General features: G+C 35.0%; 8 protein-coding genes. All 8 read right to left on the bottom strand.

Annotated elements, in window-relative coordinates; genetic code table 11:
• Positions 1-3: 3 nt before the first annotated feature.
• The 8 genes from C7B89_RS01505 to drmA all read right to left on the bottom strand — a co-directional run bounded on the left by C7B89_RS01505 (position 4) and on the right by drmA (position 17,358).
• Positions 4-3,090, bottom strand: a complete 3,087-nt coding sequence (locus C7B89_RS01505) for a DEAD/DEAH box helicase (protein ID WP_115673032.1) — start codon at positions 3,088-3,090, stop codon at positions 4-6.
• Positions 3,091-3,202: 112 nt separating this feature from the next.
• Positions 3,203-3,418: a YdbC family protein gene (locus C7B89_RS01500; RefSeq protein ID WP_115673031.1), complete on the bottom strand. Its 216-nt coding sequence runs from the start codon at positions 3,416-3,418 to the stop codon at positions 3,203-3,205.
• A 12-nt stretch (positions 3,419-3,430) separates the two neighbouring features.
• Positions 3,431-6,415: a restriction endonuclease gene (locus tag C7B89_RS01495; RefSeq protein ID WP_115673030.1), complete on the bottom strand. Its 2,985-nt coding sequence runs from the start codon at positions 6,413-6,415 to the stop codon at positions 3,431-3,433.
• A gap of 12 nt (positions 6,416-6,427) precedes the next feature.
• Complete coding sequence (locus C7B89_RS01490; RefSeq protein ID WP_244205540.1) at positions 6,428-8,332, bottom strand: site-specific DNA-methyltransferase; 1,905 nt, start codon at positions 8,330-8,332, stop codon at positions 6,428-6,430.
• A gap of 190 nt (positions 8,333-8,522) precedes the next feature.
• On the bottom strand, positions 8,523-9,245 hold the full coding sequence (locus tag C7B89_RS01485; protein ID WP_115673029.1) for a DUF4391 domain-containing protein: 723 nt from the start codon (positions 9,243-9,245) through the stop codon (positions 8,523-8,525).
• Positions 9,242-12,502: a helicase-related protein gene (locus tag C7B89_RS01480; protein WP_115673028.1), complete on the bottom strand. Its 3,261-nt coding sequence runs from the start codon at positions 12,500-12,502 to the stop codon at positions 9,242-9,244. Before C7B89_RS01480 ends, C7B89_RS01485 begins: the two co-directional genes overlap by 4 nt.
• 18 nt (positions 12,503-12,520) lie before the next feature.
• The gene (gene drmB, locus C7B89_RS01475; protein WP_115673027.1) at positions 12,521-14,251 is read right to left on the bottom strand and encodes a DUF1998 domain-containing protein; all 1,731 of its coding nucleotides are present in this window, start codon (positions 14,249-14,251) and stop codon (positions 12,521-12,523) included.
• Positions 14,248-17,358 (bottom strand): DISARM system helicase DrmA, encoded by a 3,111-nt coding sequence (gene drmA / locus C7B89_RS01470; protein ID WP_115673026.1) that lies wholly within the window; start codon positions 17,356-17,358, stop codon positions 14,248-14,250. The genes drmB and drmA overlap by 4 nt, the downstream gene beginning before the upstream one ends.
• Positions 17,359-17,559 lie beyond the last annotated feature (201 nt).

Raw genomic sequence — 17,559 nt, 5'->3', positions numbered from 1 at the left:
TATTTATTCTCCCTTCACTACAAGATCGATTAGCCCGATTAATTGTGTTGTATATGCAATTTGTTGACTTCCCTTTAATGATCTAATTTTCTCATTTGCCCTATTTTTTTCATTTTCTATTTGACCATTTAACATTCTTAAATATCTTTCATCCGCTCGCCCGCTTACAAGATAATCGTTAAGTGTTTGTTCAAGACGCTTGACACGTGTTTGACAGCCTAATTCGATTGCTTGAATACGGGTTTCAATTAATATTGATTGCTCAAACTGAATTTCTCCGAGATAATTTCCCATAAATTCTTCTATCACAAATTGACCTTCCGCTATCGCTTCATCAGGTGTAAAGAAATTCAAACCCAGATTTTCTATTTCTTTAGTATTAGACAATTGTTTACTAAATTCTAGAAAATCAACATCAACTGCTATACCTGATTGCTCACAAACTGGCACAATTCCAATATGATTTAATTCATGAACACCGCTCACCTCAATATTAAAAATTGGCATACAATAATTTCCTACTTCCAGACCAATGTCCTTTGAAGTGACAGCAAATTTAAATACACGATATAAAGCGGACCTATTTTCTAACTCGGCTAATACAAATCGAATCCAGAACCCTGTAATTGGTATAAAAACTTCTAGTAATTCATTGTACTTACTCCCATTGAATTGAAAAATAAGTTTTTTACTCTTTAATATCGAAGCCATTTCTTCTTGATGCCCTTCATTTCCTGGCTTCCTTAAAAATGTTGTTAACTGCTCCAATAGAGTGGATGTTAATGTAAATTTAAGCCGCTCAGCGTCCAGCCATTCAAATTCGATATTGTTCATATCAAGATAAAAGGCTGTGATTTTGGCTGCATCCCTAGGTGTTAAAAAGTCATTTCTTTTAGTAATCCCACTTATGATGGAATTAAATGAATCATCCCCATATAAATCATTTCTTTGTAAATCAAACTGTTCTTTTTCAATTTTGGCCTTCTCTACAGCTAGTAGTAATGTTTTCATTTTTTCCTGCTGTTGAGCTTCAGTTAATGAACCTTTTATTAAGTCTTGTTGCAGATCCTCAATTTCTTTTCCTATAATGGGTTCAAACATTCCAATACTCTCATGGATTAGGTTTACTCGTTCATACAATAATTCATATATTCGCTCATCAACCGTATTTGCTAGATACATATTAGCTACAAACACTTTTTCAGCTTGCTGACCAAAACGATCAATACGTCCTATACGTTGTTCAATTTTCATTGGATTATAAGGTAAATCATAATTTAACATCGCCTGACAAAACTGAAAATCTAAACCTTCTCCACCAACATCACTTGCAAGTAGAATATTAAATTTCTTTTGCTTAAAATTTTCAATAATTTCATAACGCCCTAGATGACCACCGTTTTCTACTAAAGGTGTTTGTCCTGTAATCACACCAACTGAAAAACCATCTGCTTCTAAGCGTTTTCTTAAATAATCAATTGTTTTCGTAAAAAATGAGAAAATGATTATTTGCTTATTTTCTAAAACTTCAAATAAACGATTAATCGTTATCAGTAATTGGTCGTATTTTGTGTCTGTAACTAGAGCATCAATTTTTCTGCAAATTTCTTGAGAACGAGTCAGTAAATGTTGAGGTAAAATGTCATAATCAAACATAGAATCATCTTCAATATCTTCAAGCGATTCATTAAAATCGATTTTCCCTGTTAAAAACCCTCTAGTTAAATACTCTTTCATTGCAGGTAAACAGCTAGTTGCCATTCTTCGTGGTAAATTAGTTACAAATCCTATTGCACTTGGATGACCACCCCTAAATTGATATTGTTCAGTTGCAAAGGCGATAATTTCTTCGTAAATTTCATTTTCTTCTTGTGTAAAATAAATAGGAACTTTCATAACATCCCTTACCACGACTTGTTCAAAGGCCTCTTTTTTTAATGTTCTTGTAAAACTTGCTTCTAAAGGATTAAACAATTTCAGAATTTTTTCAAACTGGGCTATTTCCTTAGGCTGGAACGGAATATTTCTACCCAATTTTCGATATAATTGCTGCATTTGCTCATGCTTCATAAACAAACCATTCATCTTCTTATCTATTTCTAACATTTGAGATTGCATGGATGAAAATTGCGATATATCACTAAGTAGAAGGTCCTGCATGAATCGATTCAATATTTTTACTGGTTCAATTAGCGCTGAAAACGATTGAATATCAGGGTACAGATAAGGATTTAAAATATGCATGAGTTGAAATAAATCCTCGTCTTTTAAATTTAATGGTGTTGCAGAAAGCATGACGAGCATTTCACTTAAAGTACTTATCAAATGTCCTAAGCGGTTACTATTCGTCCCACTATTCCTCATATGATGTGCCTCATCTATAATAACTAGAGACCAAATCGCTTCTTGTATCTGGCTATTCAGTTCCTCTAATTGCAATAGCATTTCCTCACTTCTTAACATTTGCATACTAACAATATGGAACATTTGATGTGGTTGGAGCTGATTAGTCTCAATGTTTTTTAACAACAACTTAAAGGAATCCTTATTGTGCAATTGAAAGGTCAAATTAAATCGATCACGCATTTCTTTTTGCCATTTCGGCCCTAAAATGTTTGGACAAATAACGATGACGGGCTTTTGCCAACGAATTTTTTTTCGCGCAAGCATTTCGGTAATAATAATGCCACTTTCGATCGTCTTGCCGACACCCACCTCATCTGCAATAAATAACCTTTCCATCGATTGCCCTTGCAAAAACTTTAACAACGGCTTAAATTGAAACGGATTAAAAACTGTTTTACTATTTAAATAACTGTATAAATTTCCTTCATAGGGCTTCCTTAATCGAGTCCATGTTTGAAAAATTTCAAAATCACGCAAGTTACCGTAACGAGCCTCGTCTATTTCTTTATAAATTAACACTTCCTCATTAACGAAAAATTCAAAAAATTTAGATTGCATTGTTTTAATATTGCCATCAACAGATACTTTATATAAATATTGCCCGCGTCTTTCAATAATGTCTATAACAACACCAACTTGTTGCGTAGTAATTAATTGTACTTGGCTACCAACTTCTATCTCCAATAAAATTCACACCCTTATTTCATAGATATATAATACTATTCACTTAATTATATAGTAATATTTGTAAAACAAAAGCATACTGACATAAATCAGTATGCTTAAAGTTCTTATTTCACAAATTCTTCAATAATAATTTCAGTTCGTTAAACTCTTCCTCCGACAATGTAACACCCTTCCCCATCTTCTCACGGTTAGGCGCCCATTCGCGGATATCGAACTTCGGTGCATTTCCATTCCAGCTAATACGGTTCAACTCTTTCTTCCAACCCTTTGCTGATTCTGATAAAACACCGATGTGTTCGACTACTTCATACTTAATTTCAGCCATGCTCAATACCCCTTAGTAAACTTCCTGTAATTGTGTTGCTTTTTTAAATGTAATTCCTGTTTCAATTGCAGCAAAATGCTTCTCACCACAACGAATTTTAGCTAATTCAGTTGGACGTAAATCTTCTGCGGCAATGCTTCCTTTTGTTTCTACGATGAAGTACAAATGATCTTTACCATCCTTTTCAAGCGCTAATGCCCAATCAGGATTGTACATTCCGAGCGGTGTCTTAATTTTAAACTCAGCAGGTAGCTTAATATAAAACTTCACATTTGCATCTTGCTCACAGGCCACTGCGAATTCCCTTTCTACGGATGAATCAACAATAATATGATCGTATGGCGAACGATTATTACTTACAGGTACAATGTTATCGCTATAAGTTTCAATTTCTTCTTTAATAAATAGCGATTGATCATACAATTCATCGCCTACTGATTTTTCGTATTTAATGCCATCCACCATTGCCATACGCTTAGCTGCATTGATAATCCGAGACGTTTCCATCATATAAGTTTGAGGATTGCGTTTGAAATCAGATAACGTGCCACTATCTTTTAAAATTTGAATTAACGTTTTACGTTTTATTTTCGTTTCATTTTGTAAGAAAGTTAAAATATCTGGCGCTTTTACATATTCTCGCTCAGTCGTTGCAAATACTGTCGATTCTTCCATAACCGTTGATATGCCGGCCTCAGTAGTTTCAATTTTGTGGCGTTCAAATTCTAGCTTATTTATACGAACGATTAGCTCATCATTTAATTTTTCCGCAGCTTGTTTAATGAACTTGTCCGAATCTAAATGAATCGTATAATTCGTTTTATATTTAATGCGTTCCCATAGCTCTAAAAATGGGCCAGAAAGTGCTTCTTTGTTTAGCTTCACACTTTCCTTTTTATCATTATCTTTAATCTCGATTTTTTCAACATTAAATTTTAATTCAATTGCTTCGATGATTTTTTCTTTCATGTCAGGCGCAAGCTCTTTAAACGCTTCTGGAATATCAAATGTTTCCTCTTTGATCGCTTTAGCGAGTGCTACCGTCCCTTTATGCTTCTCATCAATGTACTTTTGCTCTTTTAAATAAGCGACAAGCTGCTCTGACTTTTCGTGTCCAAGAGGCGTTTTGATGCCAGTATGTTCATCGACTTCGATGACTAATGAACTGAAAATATCTTGTTTAAAGAGACCAAATTCCATACCTTCTTCTTCGTATTCAGTTTGCAAACCTTTCGCAAATTCATCATAGCTTTCGTTCGCCATCACCGTTAATGTATTGACCTCAAAGCCCGGTACACGTTCGCCGTCTTGATTAACCGCAATACGAAGCCCGCGTCCTATTTTTTGGCGCTTTGTAATTGTGTCCGTAGACTCAATTAACGTACAAATTTGAAAGACGTTTGGGTTGTCCCATCCTTCTTTTAAAGCAGAGTGCGAGAAAATAAAGCGGTACTTATGCGCGGCTTTTGTTTTGCCCTTCGTCTCATCATACATCGTCAATAAATCTTCTTTATTTTTCATGATGATATTGTATGTTGTCTCATCCTCTTTTGACGATCCAGATGTATTTTTTACTTTCTTTTTGCCATCAATTGAGAAGTAGCCATTATGAATCTCTTGCACAGATACCTCATAATCACGAAGCTTTTTATATTTAGAGGACTTTAAGGCATCTTTGTATTCCTCTTCAAAAATTTGACCATAAATGCCAAGTAGCTCATTGCCTTCATCATCATACTGGCGGTAATTTGCTACATTGTCGATAAAGAATAAACTTAATACTTTAATACCTTGATCGTTGAGCTTCAATTCTTTATTTAAATGTTCTTCAATCGTTTTTCGAATTTGACCACGCTTAATTTCTAAATCTTCATTTTGTGATTGGCTTAAACGAATCATTGAAGGTTCACCTGAAAACTCGATATATTCATTGCCTGGTTCCGCTGAAATATCCTTCACAAAGCCAACTGATTCATATGCAGCAATTCTCTTGGACTTTATATATAAATCATCACCTTGCTTGAGCTTAATTTCTTTCTTTTCAATATCTGTTTTATTTTTTACAAGCATTTCAACAGTTGCCGTAATCGTTTTAGCCGTTGCCTTAATGCTCACTAACTTTAAGTACGCCTCGTTACCATCAATCGAACGTTTAATACCCGCTACCTCAATTTGTTTTACAAGCTTTTGTTGATAGGCTTCTAAGGGACCAAGCTTATAAATTAAGGGGTAACTTTTGTTTTTATGAGTTGCAGAAAAACGGAAAGCAACAGATGGATTTAATGCTGCAATGGCTGCCTGTGCATTTTCCGTATTATCCACGCTTTGTGGCTCATCAATAATAACGATTGGATTTGTTTCAGCGATTAATTCAATTGGTGCAATACCGTACAGCGCATCCATATCATTACGATAAATAATATTCATGTTGTCATTGTTTTTCGTACTTTTTGAAAAGGCTTGAATGTTAATAACCATAATTTCCACATCATCACTTGTTGCGAAGGCCTGTACATCATTTAACTGTGAACTATCATACATAAATGAACGGTACACTTGACCTTGCATTTGTGTTTTAAAATATTGGCGTGTCATTTCAAGCGTTTTCATTACCCCTTCTTTAATCGCAACAGAAGGGACAACAATGATAAACTTCGTGAATCCGTATTTACGATTCATTTCTAAAATTGATTTCAAATAAACAAACGTTTTACCAGTACCTGTTTCCATTTCAATATTAAATTGAGGGAATGCGCCGGGAATATCCTTTGCAATCGGGATACCTTGGTTAATTTGGAGCTGCTGCACATTTTGAAGAAGCTTACTGATGGAAATATCGATTTTATTGCCGACCCCTTTTTCGCCAAAAAGCTTGCCCTGTGCATCTTGATCCATAATGGTAAACTCCGATTTACGAATTTGCTGCCCTTCAAATACACCTAATACTGCATTAATCGCATCCGTTTGATACGTTAAATCATCAAATTGAATTTTCATATTGTATCACCTCTAAAGTGTCAACAAGTTATCTTCTGGATAACCTGCATCTTTTAAGATTTCTATACAATTCAATTTATTCGAATCATTTTCAAAGCCCGCGTCACTGAAAATAACACTACTTGTCTCTGTACCTTGTTCATTACGACGTTCAATAATCGCCTTCGCGATATCTGCATTGATTTTTTGCGATAAACATACAAATAAGCTGCCGAACGCAATATCATAAACCGTTTGGCTATTCACTTCAAACGTGTCTATTGGATAAGTCAGCTCAAGGCCCTGTTTTAGTATAATTTCATACACAATATCTAACTCTGAACGACCATCAATAAATGGTGTTTCATATAAATCAAGTTTGTCCTCTAAATCAGCAAAATCTAAATTCCATTCGCGAATATTAGACGTGTCTAGCTTTAATACTTTGAAGCCAATATCTAATGACTCTGGATCAACTACATCTCCATCCAACATACCTGCCTGTTGTTGCTTCTCTTTTAAATCAGCTTTAATTTTCTCTCCAGATAGGCGAATACGTTCTTCTCCGATATCGCAAATTGTACGGTAGCTATCTTTATATGCTTCCGTGTTTTCATCTAATTGTTCGGGTAACTGTACCATAATGAACTTACGATTCCCACCATCTTCAGCATTTAATTGCATCGTTGCATGAGCAGTCGTTGCCGAGCCGGAGAAAAAGTCTAAAATAATAGAATCCTTGTAACTTGCGATTTGTAAAATTCTTTTAATAAGCCTAGTTGGTTTAGGTGTATCAAAAGGTGTCTTTTTGTTAAATAATGCTGTTACTTCTTTATTTGCTTCATCATTATGCCCTACTTCTTCAAAATTCCACCAAGTTATCGGAACCCTACCTTGTTGTACTTCATTTAAATAACGTTTTAATTGAGGCGCTCCCTTCCCGTCTTTTCCAAAATAAATTCTATTTTCATTTAACCAAATTTCCATTGTTTCTTTACTTGCTCTCCAGCAGCTTCCTTCTGGTGGTAAATATTCAACACCTGTATTGGGATTCACTATAGGATATACACCTGATTTAGAAAATGATTTCACCAACAAGTTATCACTTCTCCATAAACCTTTTCCATCATTATCGTTATTCTTATACGGCTTATTCTGTTCTTCAGTTCGCGGTAGTAAATTCCTATTAAAATCATTTGACTTTTGATACACTAAAATATAATCATGTGTAGTAGAAAATCCTTTAGCATCATTGGTCGCAGCATATTTTTTTTGCCAAACAATATTTGCTAAAAAATTATTCTCCCCAAATATTTCATCGCAAATTTTCATCAAATTGGTAATCTCATTATCATCAATACTAATAAATATAGCGCCATCATTACTTAATAAATTCCTAGCTAATTTAATTCTAGAATAAATCATATTCAACCAATCAGTATGGAATCGCCCATTGCTTTCTGTATTCGTTGAAAGCACATTTCCTTCAGCATCTACTTGTCCAGTTTGCTCTAAATAATTTTGTACTCCGTCTTTAAAATTATCCTTATATACAAAATCCTTACCTGTATTGTAAGGTGGATCAATGTAAATCATTTTTATTTTGCCGTTATATGATTTTTGCAATAGCTTCAATACTTCTAAGTTATCGCCCTCAATATAAAGATTTTCTGTTGTATCAAAGTTTTTACTCTTTTCTGGTACTGGACGTAATGTACCCTTTGAAGGCTTTTGCGCACCTGCAATCATCTTTTTCTTACCATGCCATGTGAACTGATAGCGTTCATTTTCTGTATCTATCACTTCACCTAATAGCGTCTTTAGCATATCAAAATCGACTTTCCCACCATCTGTTAAGATTTCTGGAAATAGTTCTTTTAATTGTTCGATGTTCCGTACTGTCAAATCGATCGATTCACCATTCATTTTATTCACCATTACTTTTGCCCCTTATAAATTTTATTAGTCCTGCAAAATCTCTTAGCTCCAATAGATTTTTTGAATATTATGGTACTATAATGGAACCATAAATGTAAATTACTATATTCACTCATAATTTGTGTAGCAGATCTTGGTGAATATTGCGTTAAAAAGTCCATTGTTTGCGTAGCAGACATTGGGCTTTTCTTTATTCTATTATTTCTTCTAGTAGCTTGGCCTTTTGTTCTTTTATCTTATTCACCGCCTGCTGCAACTCCACACGCTTATTCAGCTGTGATTCCTTTTTCGCTTGTTTTACATAGTCGTTTATTTGTTCATCCATTGCAACAAGCTTTTCTAACAAATTATCTTTTAATGACACGGTTGTGTAAACGTTATAGCGTGCTTGCAGCTCCAGCTGAAGTATACGTTCAACCCATGACTCATACAACGTTTTTAAATTTGTTTTATCAAAAATATCAAAACGCAAGCCCTTTTCAACCGCTACTAAAGAAACCCCTTCTTGGATTTCATATAATGATTTACTCGCTAAGAAACCATCCTTCTTCTTTTCATGTGTTGAAAAGACCCACCTTGTTTTCAATTCGTCCCAAAATAATATGACAAGTGGATTTGGCATAATGCTCATAAACACTTTATAAATTAAAGCTGATTTTTTTAAATCCTTGACATTTATCGCTAAAAAAACGATGGAATCATAACGCTCTGTTTCACTTTCAAATACAGGAATATTTGTATTGCTCGTCTGAATTGTCGCTAAAATACGGATTCCCCTTGATACAACATACTCAGAAATGGTTTTTTTCTGCGCGGATGTTAGCTTATTTTCCAATTGATTATACGGCAACGTTTTCATGATTTGCGTTGCTTTCGGAAAGTGGGTTGCTTTTAATAATTGCACTTCATTCATACCGCTTCATCCTTTACAACTAAAAATGAAATGAGTTCAATTTCATCGTCACCTAAGTCCAGTTCCAGTTGTGCTTGTAATGTATTGGCGCCAAAACTAAACAAGCTTTCAAAGCCAACCTCTTCTTGCTTATCTTTAATTATATCGATTGCTTGCTTCAGTAAATCCTGATACTGCTCCATATTCGTTGCATCAGTTGTTTCCTCATTAAACAATTGAACTACGGCTGTATCTGGTTGCTGCTTACCAAGCGTTAATTTACGATAGGCGTCTAAAACTTTCTTCGCATGGGTGTAATGAATAAATGCTTCGCCCGTATCTGTAACATATAATAAAATATATGGAGCTAGGCTATTACTTTCAACTGCTACCTCTTTATACTGTTTAAAGCAGAAAATAACACCTGGTTTAGCTTCTGGCATAGTGTCATTACTTACTACCGCATACAAACCTTTTGGAGCAACGGCAAGTTCTTTTTTATACGACTTTAGTGCGGTGCTTAAATCGCTTTTGAAATCGGTGTATGTTAAATCGGTGATGGAAATGGCTCCTGAAACATCTTCTAAGTTTAACACATCGTTTTGCAGCGCTTTTAATTGGTTTCGACGATATTCTAAGTCATTCATTTCTTTTGATGACGTATCTAAAATATCTTCTTCCCCTGAAGCCGATGTATTTAAGATTTTCATACGTCCTTTTACACGCTCTTCTAAATTGATGTATTCATCTAATTCCATGTTCGGCCAGAAGTTGACGAGTTGGATTTGTGTATTCGTTGAACCAATTCGATCAATTCGTCCAAAGCGTTGGATGACACGTACGGGATTCCAATGTATATCATAGTTAATCAAATAATCGCAGTCCTGCAAGTTTTGACCTTCTGATATACAGTCAGTCGCAAAAAGTATATCAATTTCTTCTGTACGTTTACTGTCCACCTTATGACGTTCTTTTGATTTCGGTGAAAAGTTGATTAGTATGTCGTTAATATCTTTTACACGCACACCTTTTAATGTACATTTATTAGCCCCACTACCGACAACTAATGCAGAATGAAGCTGTTTTTTTAATAGTCGTTCTGCCAAATTATCGTGCAAATATTTAACCGTATCAGCAAAGGCTGAAAAAATAATTACCTTTTTATTGCCCTCATTAATTGGCTGTTCTATTTTTTGTTGAATTAAATTGACTAAATGTTCTAATTTGGCATCTCTGTCTGTAGAAATTTGCGTTGCTTGCTGTAAAAGCTCTTGCAATGTTGCTAGATCGGCCCTCAAATCGCCTGCCCATTTTAGCGCATCAATATCATTTAACTGGATTTGTACTTTGTCACTGCCGACTGTTATCGCTTCAAGTTGCTCGTCGTCAAGCTCTGCTGTGTCCTCATACTGTTCCGAATAGAATTGCTGATTTTGAAGCTGTAATGTTTGGAGTGTGCCTTCAATACGTACCACTAATTTTTCGAGCGTCAATCTAAATGAATGGATAGAACTTTCTAAACGCTTAAACAAGTTCACCTTCATTAATGCTGCTACCGCAAACTCACGGTCCGTTTGTTTAAAAGTCGTTTGGCCATCCTTTACTTTCGTATCATACAACTCTTCATAATGCTTTCGTTTATGAGGTAAAACATATTTCATCGGCTGATAAATGCTGAAGCTTAGTGACTCTAAACGCTCATTAACCTCAGCCATATTAATGAATTTTTGCTCTGTGTCCACATCAGCCTTAATAGAAATTGGCTTTAAACGGGTAGGGAAACTACCGATATCTTGTACATTATAGTATTTTTCAATATGCTTACGGCTACGTGCAATCGTTAATAAATCTAACAACTGAAAGTAATCTTGCTCTACCATATTTAAAAATTCTTCTGTTGTTCGCTTTGTTGCTGGTAATGCCGTCCACCGGTTAAACGCAGCTTGTGCAGAACGTAATGTTTGCTCGATACTTTCAATACCTTGTGCCTTTAATGCTGTATCTTGATCCTCCGTAATGAAAGCAATTTGATTTTTAATATCATTCATTTTATTGTTTACAGGTGTAGCAGATAGTAACAGCACCTTCGTTTTTACACCTTTTTTAATGATCTCCTGCATTAGCTTTTGATAACGCGTCAATCGCCCTTTCCGCGCATTATTATTACGGAAGTTATGGGATTCATCGATTACAACTAAATCATAATTTGACCAGTTAATCGTATCTAGACGGATTTCTCCTGATGTTCCACTTTCACGACTTAAATCCGTATGATTCAAAATGTCATAGTTAAAGCGATCATCACTTAGCACGTTTCGTTTATCGTTCTGTGTGTAAACTGCCCAATTATCTCGCAACTTCTTTGGACATAAAACAAGTACGCGGTCATTTCGTAGTTCATAGTATTTGATAACGGCTAACGCAGAAAAAGTTTTTCCTAGACCGACACTATCCGCTAAAATACAGCCATTATATTTTTCCATTTTATCAATCATGCCGATTACACCATCACGTTGGAATGGGTAAAGCTTGTTCCAAATAACAGAATCTTTAAAATTCGTCCCTTCCTTAATAATATTGTCCTCTGACATGCCTTCTAAATTTTCAGAGAAAATATTATAAAGTGTGACGAAGTAAAGCCATTCTGGTGAATTTTCCTTTTGAAAGACATCTAATTGCTGTAACACTTCTTTTGTAATTTCTTTCGATTTTGTTTCATCCTGCCAAAGACGATCAAATTCTGCGAGCATGTTTTGGGTCACACCTATCGTTTCTTTCATGACCGTATAGCTTGCTTGACGGTTCGAAGGCGTAACACCTAATCCGTCTGCTGTAAATTCAATTTCTGATTGAATAAAAATATCTTCATCGGATTTACCTTGGATCATAATTTGCTTAGGATAAGAAACTTCTCCTAAAATTGTTTTAAACTGCGCGTGTTGACGGATCCATTCCGATAATTCTCTCGCAATTTGTTTTGATTGCATTTGATTACGTAACGGAATTTCAAACTGATTTCCTTCTAACTGGAGTTGCTGGCCTTTTCTTTCAACCAACTTGAACTGATGATTATCATCTATTTCCTGCTCGTAAAATGTTGGCTCTGTATAGAGAAAGCGAAAAGAATCCCCTTTAGCTAACGATTTTTTTAGTGCTTGAAAGACGTTCATACTAAATTTGGCAGAAGCAACTGCAATTTTTGAGCCTTTTTTTATTTCATCTTTCATCACATTAACGAGGGTGTTCTCCCCTTTATTATCCACTAGTTCTACTTCCATCCTCAAACACCCCTTACGTTACATTTCTAATAATTGATCAAAATAACCATCGTTTTCATTCGGATTAATGTTGACTAATGTACGACGGTCTAAAAGTAAATTGCCCCATTCACACGATGTTTCAGATACAAATGTACATGCGTGACAAGCTGCGCCGTTTGCGGTTGTATGGTATTCAAAATCACCATCTGAGCAAATTGGATCCGATGAACAATAGCTCATATTTTCTAAAGCGCGGATAATAATCGGCAACAACTTTTCACTTTGTGCCAAGTTTATTAGTCCACCTAAGCTTCCTTCTGAATCTCCTGAAGCAGTATAAATAAATACGCCATACATATCATCACTAGCATAAATTCGTTCTTTCAGTGAAGTTGTTGTATAGCCACAGTGAGCAGCAAACTCTTGTAATAATGCATGGCTAAATGTATGAAGTAATATTTGGCGCGGTAAAATATCTAATTGTGTTTTATTAAATTCTTCACGCTGCGAATTGTAGGCTTTTATAATAGCGCTCGTTACTTGTTCATTCTCTTCCCATTTCAAGAGTTTTTCTAAATTAAATTGAAAGAAAATCCCTTCTCCGTAATTCCGTACAGCAGGTAACCACTTTGCTTCATTTGTAATAACGACAGGTTGTGTTTTTACTTCCTCATCTGTAAATCGATCAATATAATCTAAACGAGTAAATTCCTTTAACACTTGGACTTCTGGTACAGTATCTATACGAAATACTCCATCAAAATATGGTACTAATATTGGGGCAATATCAACTTTTTTTGATGAAAAACGTTCTTCGTTTATTTCATCTTGCGTTAATGTATTCCACTCTTGCTTCTTAATCGATTCATAAGTCGAACTTTCTTCAAGTGTTATTTCACCATCTAAATAACGTTTAATAGTAGGTACAAACGAAGTGGGAATACTTTTAAAACCACATGCCATCTCAAGACCCTCTTCACCCATTCCTATATACGCTTTATTAAATTTCTCTTTATCTTTTTCTACAAGATAGAGTACATCAAATTCTGAACTGGAAGCGGTCAATGGAACTTGTAAAAAGCTCGAAATTGATGGGGAATAAACATTTGAAGCCCCGCGCAATGTTGTTTTCATTTTACAGTTACATTTTTGCTTAGCTTTATCACTAATCCATGGTCTATCTCCCTTGCAATCAAATAAGCTATGAAGATCTCTTTCTTCTGTCTTCATAATTCCACCTAGACTCTCACTATGCTTACAGTGTAGACATATAACATGTAAGTCTGACAAAGAACCACTTGACCCACGTGTTTTTAACATTAATCGTGGATCTTTAGATTGCTCTGTACAAACTTTATTTCGATGAACCCATTCATTATATGGAAAATCCGATATATGGCCATTTTCACACGCTAATATAAAACGACTTGCATAAAGATCTTGTAAATCATGTTCATTTTTACGCGCACAATAATAACACGTATCATTATCATAATTTGTCATATTATGGCACTTCGGACAGATTTTCCATTTTGGAAATTCTACTGCTTTTATTCTTTGCTTATCCGGATTTTCATTTAAAACTCGAACATGATCTACCCCTAGTAATGATGTAATACGCACATCTTTTTCTTGTGGCGCTCTTCTCGTATGCCATTGATCTGCCGATTTAACGATGACACTTTGATTTAAAAGTTCGACGATTGCTCCTGGACCTGATTGATAGATTAATTGAGAAGGTCTGATTGTTTCATTTTGCTGACTCATGATTTCAACACCTCGATTTCGATAGCTGCTTCTACATTTCTCAGTGACATCATAGCTGGACGTGCTTCTTTTACTTTTACTTCTTCATTAAAATTTTTTAATAAATAAGTTTTTACATATTGTGATTCCTTATATGCAAGTGTATTTTCTGCGTATTTAAACGCCAAATCACGCCACCAATCTAACAACTCCTTTACTTCCGATTCGATTGAAGCATCATTAGCTTGTTGAACTCTTTCTAAAAATTCAACTGTAGCTGTATCTATTTTATTTTGTAGTTGTGTTATTTTTTTCGGACTTTGTTCTGCATTGATCTCCATAATCGTTTGACGTATATATCCAATATATGTGCCAGTTAATCCTTTATATAAAGCCCCTTTTGCAAATGGCGTAACACTCATCGTTTCTACATGGCGATACAATGCATGGTGATAAGCTCTAAAGCGTTCAAAATGCGATAAATCTCGAGAACGCATTGAATTTAATAAAACAAATACAACACCTGGATATTTACGCCCAACCCGGCTTGTCGCTTGGATATATTCAGAAGTCGTTTTAGGTTGTCCTTGTACAATCATTGTCCCTAGACGATCTACATCGACTCCTACTGAAATCATATTCGTTGCTAGCACTGCATCAAGGACACCAGCTTCATTTAGTGTTTTCTCCATTTGTGTGAGTAATTGAGGAATTTCCTGTGCTTTTTTTCGACTTGTTAATTCTTCTACAACTAAATCATGTTCAAATTTATTTGTAGGATCCAACATATTTAATCGTGAATTTATTTCATCTTTAAATGTAGTAACCATACCCGCCAATTCTTTAACCGTATTAAAATACCCTAGCATTGTATGATACGGGTCTACTTTAAACTTCTTCTCACTTCTTGTAATGGTAGTATAGGCACTATAAGTTTGAATGGCCTGAATTTTATTACTAACACCTGGCGCACAAATTCCTACGTAATAACGGCCAGGTTTTTCAGTAGTCGGGATTTCTTTTGAAACAAAATTATCATTTGCTTTTTGCACTGCTAATGGGAATTGCTGCATTTTTCGACCATATAGCGCTCGAATTTGCTCATCCGCACCGCTAATTGTTGCAGTAGAAGCAATTACTTTAGCTGGTTTTCCGTTATGTCGTGTTAATAAATCAATGGCTACCTCATATAACCCTGTTAAAGAACCAAGAGGACCTGAAATTAAATGAAGTTCATCTTGGATAATTAATTCTGGTGGTTTCAAACGGTCAATTCGACTATAGCCTCTAGGAGTAGATTCACTATATTCAAAACCTAATTCCCGATGATAAACATTTTTATTTCCAAACAGTTCATGCATGTTTTGTTTCCAAGGTAATTGTGCAATCTTATCTACTGTTCCAATTAATAATGTTGGCAATTTTTTATAGATTGCTTCATCTATCGTATAAACAGGAATACCATGCTTAAATGTACAAGCATTATTTGAACAATATATTTTTTGTGATTTTTTATCGATTTGATATTGCTCATGCCCTAACTCAGATCCACACCATGGACAATGCATCAACTGAATTGGATTCCCTGATTTCACTTCTTTTCCTTCACGAAGTTGTTCGAGTTTTTCCATTGCATCTTCAAATCTATTCGGTGAAGAATCTTGTCCAATCCAAAGTCCGATACTAAATGGCTCCGCTCCAAATAAGTTCGCGTTTGGTTTACGCAGCATTTCTGCAGCACAAATTAAAGCTGCTGCTCGTTGGAATTGTTGCGTCGTTAATAAACGTAACGTATAACGCATAAAAACTGTAACCCCAGCATATTTATCCACTTGATTTGGGGCTAATAGTCTTCGATACGCCATCACATAAGCTGCAACCCCTAAATATGCCTCTGTTTTCCCACCACCTGTTGGGAACCAAATTAAATCAACAATTTCTCTATCCCTGTGTTGCTCGTCCGATGCACCTGCAATATTCATCAGTAAAAAGATTAGTTGGAATAAACGCCATTCACCATCTAATACAGGTTTTACTCTTTCTCCTGTTGAACGATACGTTTGAGCTACTCCTGATTGCGCTCGCTGCAATAGCATCGCGCGGTTTGCAAATTGAAACGCTAAATAACATAAGGAATTATTACTTTCTGTTACTAATGAAATTCCTTCTTCTAAACGTTGAATAATATCTTTAACTTTTTGTACATTTTGCTGTGCTTCAGCCTTTAAATATGCTGGAAGTTCATTAACTATTTGAAGCTCTTGGTTCAACCACAATTTGTATGCAGCAGGAATACTACTTAAATTTTCTTTCAAAATATCAACAGGATATTCACTTAATTCCTTCATTTTAAAAGACTGGTTTTCTAATTTATAATGATCAACATTTGGCAATTCATATCGAGGCATCCAAGTTGAATAAATTGTTGTGATATTTCCGACTGTTTCCCAATCTACACCAACACCATGCCCAATTGCTAACTCTTCTTTTTCACGGTATAGAAGCTCGTTCTGAACATTATATTGATCGGCCTTTGACGTAAATTTAGCCAAATTTTTGGTTGGTATATGTACTTTCAATGCACTTTGAAACATAACTTCATCTTGTTCAGGATATTGATTTTCTCGCTTTAAACTATTCATTAGAAACACATTTACATGGAACAAGTCATTTCGGTGCGTAACAGTAAAACGCACTTTTCCGTACTTTGAATCATTTAAATTTTCTAGCGTCTCCATTTTATTTTGTGTCAGATCAATCTGCCATGTTTCTGACTGTGGTATACGCTTATGTTCATTATCTTCATAAATAGCCCAAGATGCTTCTATTTTGATAGTTGTTAGTTCTTGAAGTTTAAAACTAAAACCCATTGTTGAGGGACGGAATAGTTTTTTTACCGTCAACTGTTCATTTATTTCTTCTTCACTTGCTTGTACATGCGTATCTATTGCATTATCACGTTCATTTACTACATCTGATGTTGATCCAAATGGAACTAATTTTCCTGTTAAATAAAGCTGCATTGGTCGGATTTCTGTCCCTAATATTTCATCTGTATCGCGCGGGCCAACTAAATATGTTTCTAGCTCATGAATTAGATCTTTACGTAAAAGTGCATATTTCTCCATCCTACTAGCACACCCCTTCTTTTTAGGTCGTTTCTATTATTATAGCACCTCATTATTATGTTTAGGAAATAACTCCTATAACCGGAATTGTATTTTGAAAGTATTAATAGTTAGTAACATAACAACATAATGCATATTCTACTTGCTACCATAAAAAACTTTCCAAAACCTCGTTTATGAACCTTTATAAATAAAAGTAAC

The sequence above is a fragment of the Lysinibacillus capsici genome (genome assembly GCF_003367505.1).
Taxonomy (GTDB): domain Bacteria; phylum Bacillota; class Bacilli; order Bacillales_A; family Planococcaceae; genus Lysinibacillus; species Lysinibacillus capsici.
Note: the sequence above shows the minus strand (reverse complement) of the source record. Positions and strands in the feature narration are given on the sequence as shown.

Bases quoted from the DNA above. Each gene is read 5' to 3' on its own strand.
- C7B89_RS01480 (WP_115673028.1), bottom strand. From the start codon at position 12,502: ATGGAAGTAGAACTAGTGGATAATAAAGGGGAGAACACCCTCGTTAAT.
- drmB (WP_115673027.1), bottom strand. From the start codon at position 14,251: ATGAGTCAGCAAAATGAAACAATCAGACCTTCTCAATTAATCTATCAA.
- C7B89_RS01500 (WP_115673031.1), bottom strand. From the start codon at position 3,418: ATGGCTGAAATTAAGTATGAAGTAGTCGAACACATCGGTGTTTTATCA.
- drmA (WP_115673026.1), bottom strand. From the start codon at position 17,358: ATGGAGAAATATGCACTTTTACGTAAAGATCTAATTCATGAGCTAGAA.
- C7B89_RS01495 (WP_115673030.1), bottom strand. From the start codon at position 6,415: ATGAAAATTCAATTTGATGATTTAACGTATCAAACGGATGCGATTAAT.
- C7B89_RS01490 (WP_244205540.1), bottom strand. From the start codon at position 8,332: ATGGTGAATAAAATGAATGGTGAATCGATCGATTTGACAGTACGGAAC.
- C7B89_RS01485 (WP_115673029.1), bottom strand. From the start codon at position 9,245: ATGAATGAAGTGCAATTATTAAAAGCAACCCACTTTCCGAAAGCAACG.